Raw genomic sequence first — 20,599 nt, forward strand, 5'->3', positions numbered from 1 at the left:
TCTAGCAAGTTGTCTTTTGCAATTATAACATTTTCTTTACAAATATATAGAGGTAATTATCTGTTCAAAGAAGATTTTTAAAGAAAAAAATGTAAAAAGGCTTATCAGAGTAACAATGAAAGTTACCTTGGAAGAATTCACTATTTTTTTGGCAATCAGGTAACCTAAATAAAAAATTACTATGAACATGATCCACTTGTATTCGATATGATCTTTACCTGATAACCACTGTGCGACTGAAAAGGCACTCCATATTATTAGCTGCAATAAAAAAGCAATATAGTTTTTCATCCACTCACCCTCATAGAAGGATTTATACCATTATATTCACGTTGGGAATCTATTTAAAACTTAAATTTATATTTGATTTTTCAATTCTGTAACAATTTGATGATTATAGCCAATAAATTAAAGTAATATGTTAGAATTATGGAAATTAAAGAATTAGTAATTATTTTACATTTTTTTGATATATAAGACTTACTTACCATACACTTGGACAACATTTTGTAAATACAATATTGAAAAGAGGCTAATAGATGAAATATTCTTTTTTGTTTGTCCTTTTGCTTGGGAACATAATATTTCTTTCATCGTGCAGTCTGCAAAATGATCGGACGGCTGCCGGGCTTAATATTGAGAAAGGCATCCTGTTTTATTCAGATGAAAATAATATAAGCGAAGAGGATTCTTATTACGAAGCTTTAATCGAGTTAAAGGATACTTACCCCTCTCAGTTTGAAAATTATGTAATTGTTGCTAAAAACAAAGAAAACGCATCTTCTTTTGCGTTTCTAAATGATACGTATCCAGCTTTATTAGTTATAGAAGACAATAAAGTTGTATGCAAGGTAGCGGGGAAAATCTCCAGACAGGAAATTTTAAAGCCTGTAAGCGATACTCTCAAGGAATGGAATTAAAGTAATTAATCACAGTAAATGATCCGCCTTCAATGCGGCACATATGATAAAAAAAACACCTCTTGGCAGTCCAAGAGGTGTTTTGCTATCTTATTTCATGATATGAATCGGACTTCCCATTGCGACTTCAGCAGCCTCCATGGAAATTTCTCCGAGTGTTGGATGAGCATGGATTGTCATAGCTACATCTTCAGCTGTCATTCCTGACTCTATTGCTAAACCAAGTTCAGCAATCATGTCGGAAGCCCCAGAGCCGACAATTTGTGCTCCGATGATCAACCCATCTGATTTACGAGTGATCAGTTTCATGAATCCTTCTGTTGCATTCAATGCAAGCGCACGGCCGTTTGCTGCAAATGGGAATTTAGCAGCAGTGATTTCCAGGCCTTCTTCTTTCGCTTGTGCTTCAGTGTAACCGACTGTCGCCAGTTCTGGATCAGTGAAACATACAGCCGGGATACCCATATAATCAATCTCAGAAGGTTCGCCAGAAATTACTTCTGCTGCAATCTTTCCTTCGTAAGATGCTTTATGAGCAAGCGGCGGGCCATCAACAATGTCACCAATCGCGAAGATATTTGAAACATTGGTGCGGCATTGTTTATCAATTTTGATTACACCACGGTCCGTCATTTCGATACCAGCCTCTTCAAGACCGATTTCATCTGTGTTCGGACGGCGGCCAACAGTAACAAGGACATAATCTGCATCAACAGTTTGTTCCTCGCCTTTGACTTCATACTTGACAGTAACTCCACTGTCCGTTTCATCAACGCCTTTTGCCATTGCTTTCGTTACGATGTCAACACCTTTACTCTTAAGGCCTTTTTTGACAATCTGAGTCATTTGCTTTTCGAATCCGCTGAGGATATCATCAGCACCTTCAAGAATTGTCACTTTCGTACCAAGGTTTGCGTAAGCAGTCCCAAGTTCAGTACCAATGTATCCTCCACCGATAACCACCATGCTTTCAGGGATTTCGGAAAGATTTAATGCACCAGTTGAATCAAGTACACGTTTCGAGAACTTGAAGCTAGGGATTTCAATTGGACGTGAACCTGTCGCTAGGATAAGGTTCTTGAACTTATAAGTCTGGGCAGAGTTATCATCCATAACACGCAATGTGTTTGCATCCACAAGGTAAGCCTCGCCGCGGACGATTTCAGCTTTGTTGCCTTTAAGCAGTCCTTCGACTCCGCCGGTAAGCTTCTTGACAACTCCTGCTTTCCACTCTTGGACTTTATCGAAGTTTACCTTAACGTTTTCTGCAACAATCCCCATATCATCAGAATGCTGCGCCTGATGGAAACGGTGGCCGGCAGTGATCAATGCTTTCGAAGGAATACATCCTACATTCAAGCAAACGCCGCCCATATTTTCCTTTTCAATGATTGTTACCTTTTGGCCAAGCTGAGCTGCACGAATTGCAGCAACATATCCTCCTGGACCTGAACCGACTACTATAGTATCTGTTTCAATTGGGAAATCTCCTACTACCATCGCATTACGCCTCCATTAATAAAAGTTCTGGATCGTTCAACAAACGCTTAATATGGTTAAGTGCATGTTGAGCAGTAGCTCCGTCGATCATACGGTGATCGAAGCTCAATGATAATGCTAACACAGGTGCCGCTACAATTTCACCATTTTTAACCACAGGTTTTTCTGCAATGCGTCCAACACCCAGGATAGCTACTTCCGGATGGTTGATAACAGGCGTGAACCATTGTCCGCCGGCAGAACCGATGTTTGTAATTGTACAAGAAGCACCTTTCATTTCGTCACCTGAAAGTTTGCCATCACGCGCTTTGCCTGCAAGTTCATTGATCTCATCAGAAATAGAGAACATAGATTTGCGATCTGCATTCTTCACCACAGGGACAAGCAGGCCTTTATCTGTGTCAGCCGCAATACCGATATTATAGTAATGCTTGTGAACGATCTCGCTGGTGCTGTCATCAAGAGAAGTGTTTAGTGCAGGGAATTCTCTAAGAGCACTTGTTAATGCTTTTACCACATATGGAAGGAATGTAAGCTTTACGCCTTTTTCCGCAGCAACTTCTTTGAACTTTTTGCGGTGTGCCCATAGCTTTGTAACATCCACTTCGTCCATCAGGGTAACATGTGGAGCAGTATGCTTAGAATTCACCATAGCCTTGGCAATAGCCTTACGCATTCCGCTCATAGGTTCACGAGTCTCAGGGTATTCTCCCTCAGGAACTTTTTGGCCTGCAGCCTTTTTAGGTGCTTCCTCTTTTGCAGATTCCGCTGCCGGCGCTGTTTCCTTCTGCTCATCAGGTGCCGAGGCAGCTCCGCCATCAAGGAATGATTGTATATCGTCTTTAGTCACACGCCCATTTTTACCTGAACCGGACACCTTACGGATATCGACACCTTTTTCTCTCGCTAATTTACGGACGGAAGGCATCGCGATCACACGGCGGTCAGGATCAACTTCTTCTGCTTGCCCTTCACCTTGTTCACCAGAACTGATTGTCTGTTCATCCGTGTTGGATTGTGAAGGCTCTTTCCCTACAGCCTGGCCTTGTTCAGCAACTCCCTGTACTTGTCCTTCTGTCACTTCATTAGCTTTCGGTTCTTCTTTCTTTTCATCACCATGGTCACCTTTGAACTGGAGATCTTCGTAACCCGGTGCGTCAAATTTGATCAGGATATCGCCTACAACTGCGACAGTTCCTTCCTCAACAAGAAGCTCTTCTACTGTACCTGCAACTGGTGAAGGAATTTCCACCACTGCTTTATCATTTTGGACTTCACACAATACATCGTCTTCTTCCACTTTATCTCCTGGTTTAATGAACCACTTTACAATTTCACCTTCATGAATACCTTCACCGATATCCGGCAGCCTGAATTCAAATGACATAGGTTTATACCTCCTGTTATTGTTTTCGCTTTACGTTTTGTACAGGATTGGAAAAGAGAAGGGAGTTTCCCCCCTTCTGCTCCAATTCACCTGTTTATCTTAGAAGTTTAGTACTTTCTTTGCTGTTTCAATAACATCTTTAAAGTTAGGAAGCCATACCGGCTCAGCTTGAGAGAATGGATACACAGTATCAGGAGCAGTTACACGCAGTACTGGCGCTTCCAAGCTCAGAATAGCACGGTCATTGATTTCAGCAACCACGTTAGCAGCAATTCCAGCTTGCTTCTGGGCCTCCTGTACGACGATTGCACGGTTTGTCTTCTCAACTGAAGCGATGATTGTGTCAATATCAAGAGGACTAACCGTTCTTAAGTCTACAACTTCAACGGAATGTCCTTCTTTCTCAAGTTCTTCAGCTGCTTTTAGAGATTCATGTACCATCGCACCATAAGTGATGATGGACAGGTCAGTTCCTTCACGTTTAACGTCCGCTTTCCCGATTTCAATTGTGTATTCTTCCTCAGGAACCTCTTCACGGAATGAACGGTACAATTTCATGTGCTCAAGAAAAATAACAGGATCATTGTCCCTGATTGCAGCAATCAAAAGACCCTTGGCATCATATGGAGTGGAAGGAATCACAACTTTAAGGCCAGGCTGCTGAGCGACAAGGCCTTCAAGGCTGTCAGCGTGGAGCTCAGGCGTATGTACTCCTCCTCCAAATGGTGAACGGATTGTTACAGGCGCAGTATAAGTACCGCCGGAACGGTAACGCATACGTGCCAATTGACCGCTGATTGAATCCATTACTTCATAAACAAATCCGAAGAACTGGATTTCCGGTACCGGACGGAATCCTTCAAGAGCAAGTCCGACAGTCAATCCGCCAATTCCGGATTCAGCAAGGGGCGTATCAAATACACGGTCCTCTCCGAATTCTTTTTGAAGACCTTCTGTTGCACGGAAAACACCGCCATTCAATCCTACGTCTTCACCGAAAACAAGCACATTTTCATCATTGCGCAGTTCAGTGCGCATTGCATCAGTGATAGCTTGAATCATAGTCATTTGCGCCATGGCTTATTTCGACTCCTTCTCTTTATAGATTTCTAATTGCTCCTGCAAGTTGTGAGGAAGCTTTTCATACATATTATTGATGAAATCCGTAACTTTTTGTTTAGGAGTTCCATCAGCTTTCTTGATCGCTTCCTTGATATCTTCTTTCGCTTGTTCGATAACTTCATTCTCTTTATCTTCGCTCCACAGGTTTTTGCCTTCAAGGAACTTACGGAAACGCACTAGAGGGTCTTTCTTCTCCCAGTCTGTATCCATTTCAGAAGAACGGTAGCGGGTCGGGTCGTCACCAGCCATAGTATGGGGACCGTAACGGTAGCAGTGCGTTTCGATCAATGTCGGGCCTTCACCATTTACTGCGCGATCGCGTGCTTCACGTGTAACGGCATAAACTGCAAGCGGGTCCATTCCATCAACGAGTACTCCAGGAATCCCTGCTGAAACAGCTTTTTGAGCAATTGTCTTACCAGCTGTCTGCTTATCGCGAGGGGTGGAAATCGCAAATTGGTTGTTTTGAACAACAAAGATTGCTGGCGCACTGAATGCTCCGGCAAAGTTAATGCCCTCATAGAAGTCACCTTGTGAAGATCCGCCGTCACCAGTGTAAGTGATTGCAACAGACTTCTTGCCGCGTTTTTTCAAACCAAGAGCCACACCGGCTGTCTGGATGTATTGAGCACCGATGATGATTTGCGGTGATAATACATTGACGCCTTCAGGAGGCTGATTTCCTTTGAAATGTCCGCGGGAGAACAAGAAAGCTTGATATAACGGAAGACCGTGCCAGATAATCTGAGGTACATCACGGTATCCAGGAAGAATCCAATCATCTTTCTCCAGTGCATAATGGGAAGCAATTTGTGACGCTTCCTGTCCAGCAGTAGGAGCGTAGAATCCTAGTCTTCCTTGACGGTTAAGGGAAATTGATCTTTGATCAAGAATACGAGTGTAAACCATGCGGCGCATAAGCTCTTGCAATTGCTCATCGCTCAAATCAGGCATTGCATCCTGATTAACCACTTCGCCTTCTTCGTTTAAAATTTGAACCATTTCGAATTGCGCTTCAATATTCTCAAGCGTTTTTTTCGCATCGAACTGTGCCTTCTTAGATTTAGAAGCCATCGAAGTCACCTCTTCCTTTCTTCATCCACATATTTTAGAGTTTTTTACATACAGTGATTAGGGTGTCCAGAAAAGACCATGACAACCGCATTTTTGGCAAATACACGTCTTTAAACATATGTTTCCACAATTCACCTAAAAGAAAACTCTTTAAGCAGTATTTTAGAAAAATAAACTGTACTAGTCAGTTTCTCCATAAGACTAATACACTGTGTGATTACTTTTAATAGTTTACACTACTGTTTTTATAGAAGTCAACGAGTAATGCTTATTATCTCAACCGATTCAAAATAGGATATATAATACATATTTTTTTAAAAAACAAACTGTATCAATATATTTTCGCTTCCTGTATTATAAAACAGCCTCATTCTTATTCATCTGTTATACATTAACCGTTTTTGTCCCCGCATCCTATTACCCCGTTTACCGGTCCGGAATTTCACTTTTTTGAACATGGCCGGTAAACTTAAACACAGCTTTTTTTAAATTAACTATTAGCTCGTGTACAAAAACTCCAAAAAAATCACCTGGCATTGCGGTTCGAGCCGCTTAGCCGGGTGATTCAATTTAGGCCTCTATATCAATTTCTGCATTCTCATAAAAAGAAACTTTTGATCCGTTAACTTCCTCGGTCAACTGATTATAAGTTTGGTTATGCTCCATCGTTGTTTCATAGTTGGCATTCACTTTTTCAATTTGAGCTTGTAACTCTTCCATAGTAAGATCTTCATTTTTCAGTAACTCATAAAGCTCCTTGTCGCTTGAGAGTGATTGCAAATAGGAATCAGCCATAGCGGAATGGGCTTCAAAACGGTCATTCATAAGACCGGAAAGTTCTTCGGCCTCTTTTTTCAGATTTTCATCCTCAATCTCTTCGATAGTAGACTCAACTGACTGGAATGCTTCCTCTGCTTCAGCCATTGCTTCGGATTCTTCCTTAATGAGGTTTTCTCTTTCACTGATATTCTCGAGAGCCTGATCGGCTATCTTCCTGATTTCCTCAATTTCCTCCATGCTCAAGCCGATCGCTTTGTCAAAAAGCGCCTGCTCCTCTTCTTCCAGCTTGGTTAACGGCTCTTGTGTTTCTTTAAGCTTTTCCTCTTTTTTGACTGTATCTTCCAAAGTGTTATATACCAATTCTTGAGGCGTACTTCCGCCCATGCATCCTGTCAGCAGGAAAGCGGCACCTGCTGCAGCCAAAACTCCTCGAAGATTATACACTTTTTAAGTCCCCCTTATAATAATGACATTTACCACTATATCTTCACTTTCAATCTTTGACAATGACTGTTTTCACATTGATTCTGCTTTTGGAAAAATCCCAAGACCAGGTTTTTCCCCTGTATACCAAGGCGTAATTCTCTTTACAGAGATAACCGTTCGCTTCTTTCTTGCTAACCGGAATATTTACTTACAGAACCTTTAGGTGATCAAAGAATGGTTTTTCCTGATAAGGGTATATTGCCTGTCCTCATTTAATAACTATGATAAAAGTGGAAATGTATGTCAAGGAAAAACCCTTTGAAAATGTTGTTAACTTTTTATAAGGGGTCTGTTAGACTATAATCATAAAATCGCACCGCGCCATACTGGGAGGAAAACTGTATGATCACTATGGAAGACATTATTCGCGAGGGACATCCTGCCCTTAGGAAAGTTGCCGAAGAAGTGGCAATGCCCCCCTCAGAGAAAGACAAAGAAATACTAGACAGTCTGCTTGAGTATGTAAAAAACAGCCAGGATCCCGATACTGCCGAGAAATATGGTTTAAGGACAGGCATCGGGCTTGCAGCCCCTCAAATAAATGTGTTGAAAAGAATGCTTGCTGTCCATGTTACCGATCAAAAGGGAACTCTTTACAGCTACGCTTTGTTCAACCCGAAAATTGTCAGTCATTCTGTCGAAAAAGCCTACCTGACCAGCGGTGAAGGCTGCTTATCAGTAGACCGCCATGTCCCGGGATATGTTCCCCGTTATGCCAGGATTACAGTCAAAGGCTTTGATATCGATGGCAGCCCCGTGAAAATACGACTGAAAGGGATGCCGGCAATCGTTTTCCAACATGAAATCGATCATCTCAACGGAATCATGTTCTATGATCATATCAATAACGAAAACCCGATGAATCCAATACCAGATGCCACACCTGTAGATAGATAAAAACGCAAAAAGGAAGCTTCCAGGAGCTTCCTTTTTGGTTCATTAAATTAATGCTAGTTTTTTCAATCCATTATAGATACCGTCTTCATCCACCGAGCTTGTTATGAGATCCGCGTGCTCTTTCACCTCAGGCACTGCATTCCCCATTGCCACGCCTGTACCTACGCTATCAATCATTTCAATATCATTTAAGCCGTCTCCGAAAGCATACACCTCACTGATATCGAAGCCCAATTTTTCAATCATCTTCTTAATTCCTTCTGCCTTGGATCCACCTCTTGGCAGTATATCCATGGAATATTGATGCCACCTTATAAAATTAAACTTTGAAAACATTTCACGATAGATTGTTTCATCTGCATCGCGGCAGAAGAGGAGTGACTGATAAATTTCCTTGTCACTATAAAAATCAGGCTGAAAATCCGGATGGGGAAACTTCAAGCTTGCCATGCTTTCTTCTATAAAAGGATGATGCTGAATAGTGGATTTCATTGTTTTTTCGTTCAAATGAACTACCGGATGGCTGAGACTTTCTGCTTTACTCAATAACTTGACCAGCTCGTTTCTATCAAGCGGGTTCTTATAAATCACTTCATTCTCAAAAACTACGTACTGCCCATTAAAGGAGACAAAGGATTCAATCCCCAGTTCCTCCCTCAGGCCTTCATACATAAAAGGCGCGCGGCCTGTGGCAATCGCTACATATGTACCATTCTCCTGCAGCTGTCTGATTGCCTTTTTTGTTGCATCAGGCAGTTTTTTATCATGGTCAAGCAGAGTCCCATCTATATCAAAGAACACTATTTTGGACATTGGTTTTGTCTCCCTTCAATCTACAACTTTGCAATTTAACTTTGGGTGTAATATTACTACATTATTCTCCCCCATTAACTTAAACCTCTCCATTTTAAATGTCAATTAATGCCCTTTTGAATCAGCCTTCTGCATATAACTGCCGTCATACATTGAAGCATTCGAACAGCAGACAGCACAAATGTCACAGGGCTATATAAAAAATTCCCTTCTTGAAAATAACAGTATAAACCTCTTCCAATCTTATCCACGTAAATTATGCCAGAAATTCCATATACTAAAATTGAAAAAAAAAGGCATGTGCCTATCGGGTAAACTTTACTTTAAGACCAATTCTAGGTAAACTACTATTAAGGAGTGATCCAGATGTTAAAGAAGCTTAGAAAGAAGCTCTTGAAACAATGGAAGGATGTACTCAGAAAAAAACAATCGCTTAAATGTGCAGGCCCTCACGTTTAGGAGGGCTGTTCTTTGTTTATTGATAGTAAGGACTGAACCCGGCAGGACGGTTTGAAAAGCCGGTATTCTTTACATACTGTCAGCATTTATACATAAAGGGTCATTATTATGTTGAATGCATGAAATCTTTTAAAACTTTTTATATAATAGAAAAAGTTACATTTTGATTACGGATAAGGAGAGAGAAAAAATGATTTACAAAGTTTACTATCAGGAAACAAAACAGGAAGTCCCTGTGCGCGAATGCACAATGACCCTGTATGTTGAAGCTGATTCAGAACGTGATGTCCGCCTGAAATTGAAAGATAAACCGTACAATATCGAATTCGTCCAATTGCTTGATGACTCACATCTTGAATATGAGAAGCAATCAGAAAACTATAAGGTGGAGAGTTACTAATATTATGAAATTTGTTAAAAATGATCAGACAGCTGTTTTCGCACTTGGCGGTTTGGGCGAAATCGGTAAAAATACTTACGGTGTACAATTTCAGGACGAAATTATTTTAATTGATGCTGGAATCAAGTTTCCAGAAGATGAATTGCTGGGGATCGATTATGTTATCCCGGATTATACCTATTTAGTGAAAAATGCTGACAAAATCAAAGGCCTTTTCATTACCCACGGCCATGAGGACCATATCGGCGGGATTCCTTATCTTCTTAGACAAATCAATATTCCTATTTACGGCGGTAAGCTGGCGATTGGACTACTGAAGAACAAGCTTGAGGAACACGGCTTATTACGCACAGCTAAGCTGAATGTTATTCAAGAAGATGACGTGGTCAAGTTCAGGAAAACAGCTGTAAGCTTTTTCAGGACCACACACAGCATTCCGGATTCATACGGAATAGTCGTAAAGACACCTCCAGGAAATGTGGTTCATACAGGTGATTTTAAATTTGATTTCACACCTGTCGGCGAACCTGCAAACTTAACCAAGATGGCTGAGATCGGCAAGGAAGGTGTGCTTTGCCTCCTTTCGGACAGCACTAACAGTGAAGTGCCTAACTTCACAATGTCTGAAAGAAAAGTAGGGGAAAGCATTGATGACATTTTCCGTAAAGTGGAAGGAAGAGTCATATTCGCTACTTTCGCTTCGAATATTTACCGTTTGCAGCAAGTGATTGATGCCGCAGTCAAGCACGGAAGAAAAGTCGCTGTGTTCGGCCGCAGCATGGAGAACAATATCGGTATCGGCCAGGACCTGGGGTATATCCAGGCACCTAAAGATACGTTCATTGAATCCAACCAGATCAACAGACTGCCGGCCAATGAAGTCACCATCCTTTGTACAGGAAGCCAGGGAGAACCTATGGCTGCTCTGTCAAGAATTGCAAACGGCACGCACAGACAAATCCAGATTCATCCTGGAGATACGGTCATCTTCTCATCTTCACCAATTCCGGGGAACACAATCAGTGTAAACCGTACGATCAATATGTTATTCCGTGCAGGCGCTGATGTTATCCATGGCTCTTTAAATGATATCCATACTTCCGGCCATGGAAGCCAGGAAGAACAGAAACTAATGCTGAGACTGATTAAACCGAAATATTTCATGCCTATCCACGGAGAGTACCGGATGCAGAAAATGCATAACCAACTGGCAGTAGACTGTGGAGTAGAACCGGATAATTGTTTCATTATGGATAATGGTGAAGTCCTTGCCCTTGGCAATGACACTGCACAAGTTGCCGGCAAGATCCCTTCAGGTTCCGTTTACATTGACGGTAGCGGTATCGGCGATATTGGAAACATCGTTCTTCGCGATAGAAGAATTCTTTCCGAAGAAGGATTGGTCATTGTTGTTGTTAGCATCAATATGAGTGACTTTAAAATTGCCTCGGGCCCGGATATCATCTCCAGAGGTTTCGTCTATATGAGAGAATCTGGTGACCTGATCAATGAAGCTCAAAATATCATTAACAAACACTTAAGCAAGCTTCTTGAGCGCAGGACAAGCCAATGGTCAGAAATCAAGAATGAAATTACTGATACATTAGCTCCGTTCCTTTACGAAAAACAAAGCGCCGTCCGATGATCCTGCCGATCATCATGGAAGTATAATAAGGCAGCAAAAAAGCAGGCTGAATGATTCAGCCCTCTGAAAAATTCCAACAATAAGTTAAAAGGCAGAATCGTTTTCTACAAAGAGCGATTCTGCCTTTTTCCTGTACGGTTTTATAAAAAGAGTGTTGTTTTACGTTCCAGGTGCACGACTTCAATCAACGTTGAGATAAAAAGAAGACTATCCTCAAATAATTGAACCGTCAATATAGGTTGGTTTCTCCACTGACACTACTTCAAACAATCTTGTTCAGTACGTATACGGATCTTTAAATATCGCAGTTCCTCAGGACAATTTGCTTCTAAAAAAAACGATTTAATCGACTTATCCTTTATTTTCAGAGAGCTAAAGGTAAGTATTGCGAAAAAAAAGCCGACTCTTTTTCCTTTTAGAGTCAGCTTTTTCTTTATTAACCGAAGTGATATCATAAAAACCAGCAGATTTTGAATGGTCTCGAACGATTCAGCCTGCTTTTCTTTATGCCTTCACAGCATTACCTTTTTCTCAAAACGGGTAATATCAGAGTCTGCCCCAATCACTATAAGAATATCCCCTCCCTGAATCAATTCATCGGCCTGAGGCGAAACCAGGATATCCTTCCCTCTTTTAATGGCAACAATATTAATTCCATACTTAGCTCGTATGTCGAGATCAATCAATGAGTTTCCATCCAAATGGTCATTGGCGACAATTTCGACGATAGAATGTTCATCAGATAACTCCAAATAATCGAGAACATTATTGGAAACGATATTGTGGGCAATCCTCCGGCCCATATCCCTTTCTGGATGGACGACATGATTGGCGCCTATTTTCCTCAGCACTTTCTCATGATAATCATTCTGTGCTTTCACCGTAATATTGTCGACACCGATTTCTTTCAGCATGAGAGTTGTCAGGATACTGGCTTGTATATTATCACCAATAGCAACGATAACGTGATCAAAATTCCTGATTCCCAGGCTTTTCAAAACCGATTCATCTGTAGTATCGGCCACCACTGCGTGAGAGGCGATGGAAGCAAATTCATTCACCTTATCCTCTTCCTTATCAATCGCCATGACCTCTAAATCCTGCTCAGCCAGTGAGTGGACGATACTTCCCCCAAAACGCCCTAAACCTATAACAACAAATTCTTTTTTCACTATAACTCCTCCAAAATAAGAGACTGCTTATAGCTTAATTTTACCATAAATTTGTTGATTTCAGATTATTTCTTTCCTTTTACATAGTCGGCATCGAATAGAAACAGCTTCATTAAAAGAACCAAGGAGGGAATCAACAGACACAGGCCTGCGATGAACACGACTACAAGCGATGTTCCCATCACAGGACTTGTAACACTGCTTTCTATCGTAATGAACGGTTTCAGAATATAAGGAAGATGTGATGCCCCATAACCGAAGAAAGCAAAAAAGAATTGAAGCATGACCATGATGAAAGCAAGGCCTAATTTCTTCCTCTTATAAATCAATACAGATGCAGCCAGGAAAAACAACAGCGATAACCCAAACATCCACCAAATATCCAGTGCATTTTGAAAATGCTCAAGATTATGCTCCCTTAGTCCAATGAACACGAGAAGGCTCGCCAAGATGGTCGGCGGGCTCCAGAACAGAGCGAACTTCCTGACAATCTCCCTTGCATCCAGATCATTTGCTTTGTCAGCATAAAAAGTTAAAAAGGCTGCAGAAATGAACAGAACAGACACAATTGCCAGCAGAACTACACTCCATGAATACATACTTGTAAATAATTCGCCTGCAAGGAACACAACCCTGTCATCTGTCTCTTCGAGGAATCCTCCTTCAGAAATGGTCAGAGCCGTAGACAGGGAGGCTGGTATGAGCAGCCCCGTGGCCCCGTATAGAAACAAGAAAAAACATTATCTTTGGAACCGTAATTACCAAAAGCATAAAAGGCTCCCCTGATCGCAATGAGGATCAGGGCGACACTTCCTGGAAGAAGAAGCGCAGTTCCATAGTAATAGGCAGTGTCCGGAAAAAATCCGACAAGCCCTACGAAGAAAAACACAAAGAAAACATTTGTAACCTCCCAGACGGGAGATAAATACCTGGTGATCAGATCATTGACTGTATGCTTCTTATTCGTCACCTTTGCATAGAATGCAAAGAAGCCTGCGCCGAAATCAACAGAAGCAACAATCAGATAACCATATAAGAAAACCCAAAGCACTGTAATGCCTAATACCTCTAAACTCACGAGTCTCCCTCCTATTCCAGCCGAATAGCGGCCAATCTCCAACGTTGTTCAGGCATTTCCAGCCATCCTATTGGAGTTTCCCGCTTTTGAATCTCTGCTCATACTCTATTTCAGGCGGCTTATTCTTGAACATTTTCACTAAAACGGTCACACAGAAGATGCCCAGGATAATATACAAGATCACGAATAGCAGGAAAGTCACTCCTACTCCATCCGCTTTGGTAGCGGCATCCGCAACCTTCATGTACCCTCTTAGTATCCATGGCTGCCTGCCTACCTCGGCATATATCCAGCCAAACTCGATTGCCAACATTGAAAGAGGACCGCTGGCTACTATCCCCCATAGAAGAGGCTTGTTCCATTCATTCCGTTTCTTCCATTTCCAGAAAAGAACAAACAAAGATGTGATGAACAAAGTGAACATCCCTATTGAAACCATCGAATCAAATAGATAATGCACAAACAATGGAGGCAGTTCGTCTTCTGGAAACTCCTCAAGCCCGATAACTTCCGTATCAAAAGAATTTCCTGCCAGAAAGCTTAGAAAGCCGGGCAGCCTGATTTCATTATGAATTTCGTTATTTTCATCCAGCGTTCCAAAAATGACTAAATCTGCATTGCTTTCTGTTTCGAAATGCCACTCGGCAGCAGCAAGTTTTTCAGGCTGATATTCAGCAAGGAACTTGGCAGAAACATCGCCTGCAACTGCTGTCCCGACTGCAAAGATTAATCCGCACACCATTGTGAGGCGCAGAGCTTTCCTATGGTAGGCGCTTCCTTTATTTTTTAAAATGGCGAAAGCGGTTATGGCAGCCAGAATCAGTGCTGACGTCAGGTATGCTGAGGTTAAAACATGAAAAACCTTTGTTGGAGTCGCCGGATTGAACATTGCGGCAATCGGATCGATATTAACTGCCTTTCCTCCCTCAAGCTCAAACCCTTGAGGAGTATTCATGAATGCGTTCACCATGGTGATGAACAGCGCTGAAGCTGAAGAGCCGATAATAATTGGAATTGTTAACAGCCAGTGGGTCATCCTGTTCTTGAAACGGTCCCAGGTGTATAAGTATATCCCTAAGAAAATCGCTTCAAAAAAGAAGGCGAAGGTCTCCATGAACAATGGAAGAGCAATCACCTGTCCTGCTACCTGCATAAAAGAAGGCCAAAGCAAGGACAGCTGTAAACCTATAGCGGTTCCTGTGACTACTCCCACAGCAACCGTAATGGTGAACCCTCTCGCCCACCTTCTTGCAAGTAATATGTAATGCCCGTCGTTTCTTTTGATCCCTATGAACTCTGCAATCGAGATCAGCACAGGAATCCCTACACCAATGGTTGCAAATATTATATGAAATGCCAGGGTCACTGAAGTGAGCATCCTGCTCAATATGACACTATCCAGCTCCATACGTCTCCCCCCTATCAATCTACTATACTTATAGATATCACTTTTTCACCATTATAAAACCTTTGGATGAGTTTGTGAAGTAATGAGCATTTTCTTTCGAAAAGAATTCAGCTTTACCCATAGTGGAAGTGATCGAAGGGGGAAGGTATTTTACTACCTCTTAATAACACTAAGTCTGTTTATCTTTCGGAGATATTTGCGATTACTCTGATTTTTTCTTTAAGTGTTGATGGGGACTATCCCTCTTAGTGCTTTAAACTGTTAAAGCATCATATATAGAAAAACAAAACCGCCCTTTATATAAGGACGGTTCTGTTTTTCTATATAACTTCAAGCATTTTAAATTGAGCTTTCACCAGGTGGAAGTATTCCCCCTGGTGGTCCATTAATTCATCATGACTTCCATGTTCGATGATGTTTCCATGATCAAGCACAAAAATATTATCCGCTTCCCTGATTGTGGAAAGCCTGTGGGCAATCATGATGGCTGTACGGCCCTTAAGGAGTGTCCTCAATGCTTCCTGGATCTGGACTTCCGTTTCAGTATCAATAGATGCAGTAGCCTCATCCAGGATGATGATCCTCGGATCTGCAAGAAGCGCCCTTGTAAAGGAAATCAGCTGCCTTTCACCTACCGACAGGATATTCCCTCTCTCTTCGACTTCCGTATCATACCCTTTAGGAAGTCTATTGATGAATTTGTGGGCGCCAACTGCCTTGGCTGCTTCCAATACGTCTTCATCTGAAGCATCCGGCCTTCCGAAGAGGATGTTTTCCTTAATCGTGCCGGAAAAAATAAATGTATCTTGCAGTACGATGCTAATCTGGCTTCTCAAGCTGCCCAAGGATACGTCACGAAGGTCATGGCCGTCAATCTTGACTGATCCCCCTGTAGGATCATAGAAACGGCTGACAAGATTGGCAATTGTTGTTTTGCCGGACCCGGTATGGCCAACAAGAGCAACGGTTTCCCCGGCTTTCATCTCAAGGGAGATATTATTTAGGGCTTTCCTCTTGCTTTCATAAGCAAAATCTACATTTTCAAACAGAATATGTCCATTGATATCCTTTAACACTTTGGCATTGGATTTTTCGCCGACATTCGGTTTTTCATCAAGGAATTCGAAAATCCTCTCTGATGATGCCATCCCAACTAAAAGTTGATTATAAACCATACCCAACCTTGAAATCGGTTCCCAGAACATCCCCAAATAAAAGGCAAAGGAAACGAACTCACCCAATGTAATGGAATCTCCTTGAATCAATGCAGCACCAAACCAAATCAGGACAGCTGTACCGACCGCATTTGTCAATTCGACCAGCGGCCTGAACATTGCACTTTTCCTTGTCGCATTCCTCCAGCTGTCAAAGCTTTCTGTATTGACGCCGTCAAAGAACTGCATATTCTCTTTCTCCTGAGTGAATGACTGGGTTACCCGGATTCCTTGAATGCTTTCATTCAGATGGGAATTCAACTTGGACTGCTTTAGGCGGACCACTTGCCATGATCTTCTGATTTTCTTTCTCAAACTAGTAGAGATGAAGAACATTAGCGGCAGAATGACCAGTACCGCAAGAGTCAATTGCGGGCTCAAAGTGAACAGGATGACAATGATCCCTGCCAGCAGGAGCATATCCATAAGCAAGTTGATTACCCCATTCGTAAACAGCTCCTGAAGGGAATTAATGTCATTCATGATCCTGACCAGTATTGAGCCTGCCGAGCGCTGATCGAAGAATCTGTGTGAAAGCCGCTGCACATGCGAGAATAAATGCTTCCTCAGATCGTAAATAACTCCCTGCCCAAGCATATTCATCCATCGGATCCTCAGCACGTTGGCTATGTAACTGAGAACATAGAGGCCCGCAATGGAAATGATCAAGATGGTCAGCATGCTGCTGTCCCGTTCAATGATTGCTTTGTCGAGTGTGTAGACACCGATCAGGATAGGGATGACCAGCCTGACCCCGGTAGTGATCAATACCATGATGACCGAAAGCGGCAGGAGGTTCTTTGAATATGGCTTCAAATAGGTTAAGAGCCTCCAAAGCTGTTTCCAGTTAAATGGTTTATCAATCACCTGGTCTGCAGAATAATAAAACCGCTCTAAAATTTTCTGATTTGCTTTTTCCTTATATTTCATCGTCTCACCTACCCCTGCTGTGATTGAAGGATTTTCTTCTGATCTTTATATTGAATATCATAAATCCGCTGGTACGGTCCCTTGTTTTTGAGCAGGAAGTCATGGACCCCGCGCTCCACAATTTTTCCGTTTTCGAGTACTATAATTTCATCGGCATGTTTCAACGAGGAAATACGATGCGCAATGATAAAGGTCGTTCGATCAGCCATGACTTCTTTAAAGCCTCTTTGGATTTTGAACTCCGTTTCCATGTCCACTGCACTTGTTGCATCATCCAGGATCAATATGCTCGGATCTGTACAAATTGCACGGGCAATGGCAATGCGCTGTTTTTGTCCGCCGGAAAGGCCTAAGCCCCTTTCCCCCAGCTTTGTGTCGTACCCATCTTCAAGTTCTGCAATGAAATCATGAGCCTGTGCTCTTTTGGCAGCATCGATGATTTCTTCCATTGTAGCATCGGGTCTCCCATAGGAAATATTCGTCTTGATTGTAGATGAAAACAAGAAGGATTCCTGCAGAACAAATCCAATGTTTTTTCTCAAGGATTTAATGGCATAATCCTGCACCGGCCGTCCATCAATCAGGACTTCCCCTTCACTCGGCTCATAAAATCGGGTCATGAGGCTGGTGATGCTGGTTTTTCCGGAGCCGGTACCGCCTATCAGACCGATGACTTTCCCTGGTTCCACCTTGAAGGAAATATCATCAAGCGCCTCTTCATCATTCTCTGTATATCTCAGCGTTACATTCTTAAACTCTACTTCACCTTTCATTCTCTCAACATTGACTGCATCCTCTTTATCAACAATGTCTTCTTTTGCTTCAAGAATTTCAAGCAGGCGTTCACCCGACGCCTTAGATTGGGAGAATTGGTTAATTGTGAAGCCCAGGTTCATGATCGGCCAGATGATGTACCACAGCAAGCTGTAAAAGGCCACAAGCTCACCTGGTGATAAGCTGCCATTCATGACCTGGAATCCGCCATACGAAAGCAGGAGGACAACACTGACATTCCCCAGAAACTCCATAAGCGGGAAATACTTTGCCCAAATATCAGATGTTAAAAGGTACTTATCTTTATAATCACCATTTGACGCGTTAAATTTATTGATTTGGAAATCTTCCCTTGATAAAGATTTCACTGTATTGATGCCGCTGATATTCTCCTGGACATTCGTATTCAGCCTTCCGAAGGACTTCCTGATTCCCCTGAAAGCCGGATGGACTGCTTTATCGAACTTATAGACAGACACAGCAAGAAATGGCAATGTAGCCAATGTCACGAACGTCAGCGAAGGAGAATAATAGAACATCACCCCGAAACTTAGTGTCACCAGCAGAACAAAACGAATCAATTCCGAGATTCCAAATGAAAGGAAAAACCGGAAAGCCTCGACATCCGCTGTTAGTCTTGACATCAAGTCCCCTGTTTTAGCGTTATCATAATAACGGAACGGAAGATATTGAAGTTTTTCATACAGTTCGTTGCGCAGCCTGTATACACTTGTTATCCCAAACATATCCCCATTATATTGATGAATAAAAGTCGTGACACCCTTTATGGCCATGATGAAAATAAAACCGAACGCCAGATAAGGCACCAGGCCAAACTCCCTCTGCAAGATGACATCATCGATTGTCCTCTGCAGGATGATCGGGTAAACCACAGTGATAGCCGTAACGAAAATCAGGAAGATAATCGATATGAAAAAGAACTTTTTGTACGGCCAGTAAAATTGCTTTAATTTTTTAAATGTATCCATTTATTTTCCCCCTCTCTTTGATGCAAAAAATTCACGTACTATTAAATATATCGGGTTTCGAAATATATTTCCACCTTTTTATTTGAATTTTTACTTTTTTAAGAATCCTCCGTCAATTTCCGTTTAGTTATATACAGTTTACTTATGTAAAAATAAAATAAGATCGGCCAGTTGACCGATCTTATTTCATCTATTAGTGCTTATTCGCTTTTCTCCATTTCATCCAAAACACGATTGACACGTTTTTCTAGCATCTTCATCCCGCTTCCGCCAGCTTGGAAGTGACGAAGCTTTCCTTCCTTATCAAATACATAATAGGCAGGAACATATTGGTTTTCAAAGGCTTCTGTCAATTTGTGCTCGCTGTCGACAAAAATAGGTTGTGTGATATCATGTTTGCTGGCTGCAGACTTGATTTTCTCCAAGTTTAAATCATCTTCCGAACGCGGCATATGGACAGCGATGACATTTAATTTCTCCTTATACTTATCCCTGAATTCATTTATCTGAGGCATAGCCTCTTTACAAAGATGGCAGCTGATAGACCAAAAATGAAATAATGTTGGCTTCTCCCCTGTCAGCTCCTCCTTGGTCACTTGACCATTCAGCCACTCGGCAGCTCCTGTCAATTCGGGCATTTCTGCACGTAATCTCATTTAAACTCCTCCTTAATATTTCTTTCTATGAATATTGTAAAAGAGCCTGACAAATAGGCAGGCTCATAAGAATGGTCATTATAGAGTTTTCTGTCCAGGCTTCCAGTTGGCAGGGCAAAGTCCGCCTGTTTGTAAAGCTTGAAGAACACGCAGGGTTTCTTCAACATCCCTGCCAATATTGTTATGAAAAACGGTTTGATATTGAAGTTCTCCTTCGGGATTAACTATATATAACCCTCGTAGTGCAACACCTTCTTCTTCAATCAGCACACCATAATCACGCGATACAGCATGGTTAGTATCTGCTGCGAGCGGGTATCTTAGCTCACCAAGCCCGTTCTCTTTTCGGCCGGTGTTGATCCAAGCCAAATGTGTATGGATCGTATCTGTGGAGACCCCTATTACTTCCGCATCAAGATCTTCGAATTCGTCATAGCGGTCTGACATTGCAGTGATCTCAGTTGGACAGACGAATGTGAAATCCATTGGATAAAAGAATAATACGGTCCATTTGTCATTTTTCATGTTTTCTTCAAGACTTACTTTACCGAATTCTTTGTTTGGCAATACTGCGTCCATTTCGAATCGGGGAGCTTGTTTACCTACCATGCGTTCTGCCATGAATAAATACCTCCAAAGATTTTTTTGAATAATAATCTGCTCTTCTCTGCTGAAATACAGGGTCTAATTAAGATGAATTACTTACCTAAAACATTTTGTCCCTTTTTCCCGAAACTAAACCTGTAATGAATAAAAATCAACACTTGTAATAAAGCTTTCATCAATACTGGTGCTGCAATGGGTAGCAGGCAATTTTCTTTCATTCAGCCTCATCCACCGAATACCTTTTACAATCTCTTATTATAAGGCTCTTTTCATAAACTTCGTGGCTATT

General features: G+C 41.8%; 15 protein-coding genes and 2 pseudogenes. 4 read left to right on the forward strand and 13 right to left on the reverse strand.

The window, feature by feature from the left end:
- Positions 1–539 precede the first annotated feature (539 nt).
- A complete protein-coding gene (locus B9Z54_RS13835) occupies positions 540–920 on the forward strand; it encodes a hypothetical protein (protein WP_113928957.1) in 381 nt (126 codons plus the stop codon).
- Between the two features lie 90 nt (positions 921–1,010).
- Here the strand turns inward: B9Z54_RS13835 and lpdA are convergent, their stop codons facing one another.
- The 5 genes from lpdA to B9Z54_RS13860 all read right to left on the reverse strand — a co-directional run bounded on the left by lpdA (position 1,011) and on the right by B9Z54_RS13860 (position 7,227).
- Positions 1,011–2,420, reverse strand: a complete 1,410-nt coding sequence (gene lpdA / locus B9Z54_RS13840; protein WP_113928958.1) for a dihydrolipoyl dehydrogenase — start codon at positions 2,418–2,420, stop codon at positions 1,011–1,013.
- Positions 2,421–2,424: 4 nt separating this feature from the next.
- A complete protein-coding gene (locus B9Z54_RS13845; protein ID WP_113928959.1) occupies positions 2,425–3,807 on the reverse strand; it encodes a dihydrolipoamide acetyltransferase family protein in 1,383 nt (460 codons plus the stop codon).
- A 99-nt stretch (positions 3,808–3,906) separates the two neighbouring features.
- A complete protein-coding gene (locus tag B9Z54_RS13850) occupies positions 3,907–4,884 on the reverse strand; it encodes an alpha-ketoacid dehydrogenase subunit beta (protein ID WP_113928960.1) in 978 nt (325 codons plus the stop codon).
- Positions 4,885–4,887: 3 nt separating this feature from the next.
- Positions 4,888–6,003: a pyruvate dehydrogenase (acetyl-transferring) E1 component subunit alpha gene (gene pdhA / locus B9Z54_RS13855; protein ID WP_113928961.1), complete on the reverse strand. Its 1,116-nt coding sequence runs from the start codon at positions 6,001–6,003 to the stop codon at positions 4,888–4,890.
- Between the two features lie 570 nt (positions 6,004–6,573).
- Positions 6,574–7,227 (reverse strand): YkyA family protein, encoded by a 654-nt coding sequence (locus B9Z54_RS13860; protein ID WP_113928962.1) that lies wholly within the window; start codon positions 7,225–7,227, stop codon positions 6,574–6,576.
- Between the two features lie 384 nt (positions 7,228–7,611).
- Here B9Z54_RS13860 and def point away from each other — a divergent pair, with 384 nt between their 5' ends.
- Positions 7,612–8,166 carry a peptide deformylase gene (gene def, locus B9Z54_RS13865; protein ID WP_113928963.1) on the forward strand — a complete coding sequence of 185 codons (555 nt, stop codon included), beginning with the start codon at positions 7,612–7,614 and terminating at the stop codon, positions 8,164–8,166.
- 42 nt (positions 8,167–8,208) lie between these two features.
- On the opposite strand, the gene B9Z54_RS13870 is transcribed toward def, so the two are convergent.
- Positions 8,209–8,979, reverse strand: a complete 771-nt coding sequence (locus B9Z54_RS13870) for a Cof-type HAD-IIB family hydrolase (RefSeq protein ID WP_113928964.1) — start codon at positions 8,977–8,979, stop codon at positions 8,209–8,211.
- A 649-nt stretch (positions 8,980–9,628) separates the two neighbouring features.
- Between B9Z54_RS13870 and B9Z54_RS13875 the strand changes: the two genes are divergently transcribed.
- Together B9Z54_RS13875 and rnjA are read left to right on the forward strand one after the other, a co-directional pair.
- Positions 9,629–9,838, forward strand: a complete 210-nt coding sequence (locus B9Z54_RS13875) for a DNA-dependent RNA polymerase subunit epsilon (RefSeq protein WP_113928965.1) — start codon at positions 9,629–9,631, stop codon at positions 9,836–9,838.
- A gap of 4 nt (positions 9,839–9,842) precedes the next feature.
- Positions 9,843–11,509: pseudogene (gene rnjA / locus B9Z54_RS13880) on the forward strand (ribonuclease J1).
- Between the two features lie 486 nt (positions 11,510–11,995).
- Here the strand turns inward: rnjA and B9Z54_RS13885 are convergent.
- From B9Z54_RS13885 to B9Z54_RS13915, 7 genes and pseudogenes are all read right to left on the reverse strand, one after another.
- On the reverse strand, positions 11,996–12,655 hold the full coding sequence (locus tag B9Z54_RS13885; RefSeq protein WP_113928966.1) for a potassium channel family protein: 660 nt from the start codon (positions 12,653–12,655) through the stop codon (positions 11,996–11,998).
- A 65-nt stretch (positions 12,656–12,720) separates the two neighbouring features.
- Positions 12,721–13,733, reverse strand: a pseudogene (locus tag B9Z54_RS13890) (cytochrome d ubiquinol oxidase subunit II).
- Between the two features lie 67 nt (positions 13,734–13,800).
- Positions 13,801–15,141: a cytochrome ubiquinol oxidase subunit I gene (locus tag B9Z54_RS13895; protein ID WP_113928967.1), complete on the reverse strand. Its 1,341-nt coding sequence runs from the start codon at positions 15,139–15,141 to the stop codon at positions 13,801–13,803.
- A gap of 320 nt (positions 15,142–15,461) precedes the next feature.
- Entirely contained in the window at positions 15,462–17,285 is a 1,824-nt protein-coding gene (locus B9Z54_RS13900) for an ABC transporter ATP-binding protein (RefSeq protein ID WP_113928968.1), read from the reverse strand.
- Positions 17,286–17,293: 8 nt separating this feature from the next.
- Positions 17,294–19,048 (reverse strand): ABC transporter ATP-binding protein, encoded by a 1,755-nt coding sequence (locus B9Z54_RS13905; protein ID WP_113928969.1) that lies wholly within the window; start codon positions 19,046–19,048, stop codon positions 17,294–17,296.
- A gap of 200 nt (positions 19,049–19,248) precedes the next feature.
- Positions 19,249–19,704, reverse strand: coding sequence for a TlpA family protein disulfide reductase (locus B9Z54_RS13910; RefSeq protein WP_113928970.1), 456 nt, complete (start codon positions 19,702–19,704; stop codon positions 19,249–19,251).
- Positions 19,705–19,782: 78 nt separating this feature from the next.
- Positions 19,783–20,325 (reverse strand): peroxiredoxin, encoded by a 543-nt coding sequence (locus B9Z54_RS13915; protein ID WP_113928971.1) that lies wholly within the window; start codon positions 20,323–20,325, stop codon positions 19,783–19,785.
- Between the last annotated feature and the right edge of the window lie 274 nt (positions 20,326–20,599).

This window comes from Bacillus sp. P14.5, assembly GCF_003316765.1.
In the GTDB taxonomy this organism is placed as follows: Bacteria; Bacillota; Bacilli; order Bacillales; family Bacillaceae_B; genus Rossellomorea.

Coding starts and splice junctions, on each gene's coding strand:
- B9Z54_RS13845 (WP_113928959.1), bottom strand. CDS start 3,807: ATGTCATTTGAATTCAGGCTGCCGGATATCGGTGAAGGTATTCATGAA.
- B9Z54_RS13910 (WP_113928970.1), bottom strand. CDS start 19,704: ATGAGATTACGTGCAGAAATGCCCGAATTGACAGGAGCTGCCGAGTGG.
- B9Z54_RS13875 (WP_113928965.1), top strand. CDS start 9,629: ATGATTTACAAAGTTTACTATCAGGAAACAAAACAGGAAGTCCCTGTG.
- pdhA (WP_113928961.1), bottom strand. CDS start 6,003: ATGGCTTCTAAATCTAAGAAGGCACAGTTCGATGCGAAAAAAACGCTT.
- B9Z54_RS13900 (WP_113928968.1), bottom strand. CDS start 17,285: ATGAAATATAAGGAAAAAGCAAATCAGAAAATTTTAGAGCGGTTTTAT.
- B9Z54_RS13905 (WP_113928969.1), bottom strand. CDS start 19,048: ATGGATACATTTAAAAAATTAAAGCAATTTTACTGGCCGTACAAAAAG.
- B9Z54_RS13915 (WP_113928971.1), bottom strand. CDS start 20,325: ATGGCAGAACGCATGGTAGGTAAACAAGCTCCCCGATTCGAAATGGAC.
- B9Z54_RS13850 (WP_113928960.1), bottom strand. CDS start 4,884: ATGGCGCAAATGACTATGATTCAAGCTATCACTGATGCAATGCGCACT.
- B9Z54_RS13870 (WP_113928964.1), bottom strand. CDS start 8,979: ATGTCCAAAATAGTGTTCTTTGATATAGATGGGACTCTGCTTGACCAT.
- B9Z54_RS13895 (WP_113928967.1), bottom strand. CDS start 15,141: ATGGAGCTGGATAGTGTCATATTGAGCAGGATGCTCACTTCAGTGACC.
- lpdA (WP_113928958.1), bottom strand. CDS start 2,420: ATGGTAGTAGGAGATTTCCCAATTGAAACAGATACTATAGTAGTCGGT.
- B9Z54_RS13835 (WP_113928957.1), top strand. CDS start 540: ATGAAATATTCTTTTTTGTTTGTCCTTTTGCTTGGGAACATAATATTT.
- def (WP_113928963.1), top strand. CDS start 7,612: ATGATCACTATGGAAGACATTATTCGCGAGGGACATCCTGCCCTTAGG.